The organism is Rhodoferax sp. (assembly GCF_014859475.1).
Lineage (GTDB): Bacteria > Pseudomonadota > Gammaproteobacteria > Burkholderiales > Burkholderiaceae_C > Rhodoferax.
In genome coordinates, this window is record NZ_JACUUE010000323.1 from 1 (window position 1) to 1,771 (window position 1,771).

The 1,771-nt window shown below is 62.5% G+C and carries 2 protein-coding genes; both read left to right on the forward strand.

Going from position 1 to position 1,771, the window contains the following annotated elements:
* The coding region (locus tag IBX54_RS14905; protein WP_367141855.1) for a hypothetical protein at positions 1-754 on the forward strand (754 nt) is incomplete at its 5' end.
* Positions 755-802: 48 nt separating this feature from the next.
* The gene (locus IBX54_RS14910) at positions 803-1,756 is read left to right on the forward strand and encodes an MBL fold metallo-hydrolase (RefSeq protein WP_296543432.1); all 954 of its coding nucleotides are present in this window, start codon (positions 803-805) and stop codon (positions 1,754-1,756) included.
* Positions 1,757-1,771: the final 15 nt, after the last annotated feature.

Sequence of the window (1,771 nt, forward strand, 5' to 3'; positions counted from 1 at the left end):
CACGATGCAAGCTTCAAACCAGATACGGGAGTCGCTGGCCCAAGTGGTCGCCATGCGCCAAAAAGTTGTCGATCAACCCGATCTGGCGCTGGCGCTGCACATGGTCAAGCATTTGCAGGCACAACGTTTTGCCGGCACCTACCAGGACCTGTTGCACTCTGCCAGTTACGCGGCTTGTGCCAATTTTTTTCTCGAAGAGCTTTACAGCGCCAAGAACTTCGCCGAGCGCGATGCGCAATTTGCCCGCATTGCGGGAGCCCTGCAGCGCACCTTTCCGCACCAAGTGGTCGCCACAGCCGTGGCCCTGGCCGAGCTGCACAATCTGACAGAAGAGCTCGACCTGGCCATGGCCCTGAACTGGCAGTTGCCACCCGGCTTACCCAGGGAACAAGCCTACGTGCGGGCTTGGCGCGCCGTCGGCCGTGACAAAGACAGACGTTGGCAACTCGACACCGTGCTGCACATTGGCCAGGAACTCGGGCAACTGACGCGCAAACCCGGCCTGCTCCTGATGCTCAAAATGATGCGCAAACCCGCGCAATTGGCCGGTCTGGGCTCATTACAGAATTTTCTCGAATCGGGCTTTACCACCTTTGCCGCTCTGGCGCGCAACAACGGCACGGTCGCCAGTTTTCTGGACACCGTCAAAACACGCGAATCAGCCTGGCTTGCCCGGCTGTTCGATGCCCCGCCTGTCGCCTGCGTGACCGAATTGACCCAGACGCTGGCGCTGGCGCAAGCTGATAGCGCCTAAAGTAAGAAGCAGCAGCACCCGCCGCAACGCCTTCTGGCACCATCGCCCATGTTTCAGCAAAGGAGCCTTTTGCAATTCCCCAACGGCATCATCCTGTTCGAGCGCGGCTGGCTGTCCTCCAACAACATCCTGATGCGTGGCCGCCACGGCTGCGCGCTGATTGACAGCGGCTATGCCACGCACGCCCCGCAGACCCTGACGCTGGTGACCAAGGCCCTGCAAGGCCAGCCGCTTGAGCTGCTGCTCAACACCCACCTGCACAGCGACCACTGTGGCGGCAACGCCGCTTTGCAAGCGCACTACCCCGAGCTGCAGACCCGGATACCGCCAGGACACGCGCGCTTCGTGCAGCCGTGGGACCCGGTTGCCTTGTCCTACGCGCCCACCGGGCAAATCTGCCCACCGTTCAGCTACAGCGCCACGCTGCAGCCCAACACCGAAATTGCCTTGGGCGACCAGCTTTGGCAAGTTCATGCCGCACCGGGGCACGACCCCCATTCGGTGATCCTGTTCGAGCCGCAAAGCCGCCTGCTGATCTCGGCCGATGCTCTGTGGGAAAACGGCTTTGGCGTGGTGTTTCCGGAGCTCGACGGCTTTGATGCCTTTACCGAGGTGGCGCAAACCCTCGATGTGATCGAGGCGCTGGCCCCGAGCCTCGTCATTCCCGGCCACGGCGCTGCGTTTGCCGATGTGGCCGAGGCCCTGGCGCGCGCGCGCAGGCGGCTCGACAGCTTTGCCCAGGCACCGCAAAAGCACCGCCGCTATGCGGCCAAAGTGCTGCTCAAATTCAAATTACTCGAAGTCCAGCGCATCGTGCAGGCCGACATGCTGCAATGGGCGCAAGCAACCCCGCTGCTGGCTCAGATTTACCAATCGAGCGACGTGGCCGGTCAGCCCTTCGAGGCCTGGGTGTCGGCTTTGCTCGATGAACTGGTGCGCAGTGGCGCCGCCAGCCGCGACCAGCAGACGCTGTGCAACGACAACGCCGCCGCCAAGCACTGAAACTGTCCGTCATGG

What these genes read in the sequence shown, in the direction of transcription:
- IBX54_RS14910 (WP_296543432.1), top strand. Translation starts at nt 803, where the DNA reads ATGTTTCAGCAAAGGAGCCTTTTGCAATTCCCCAACGGCATCATCCTG.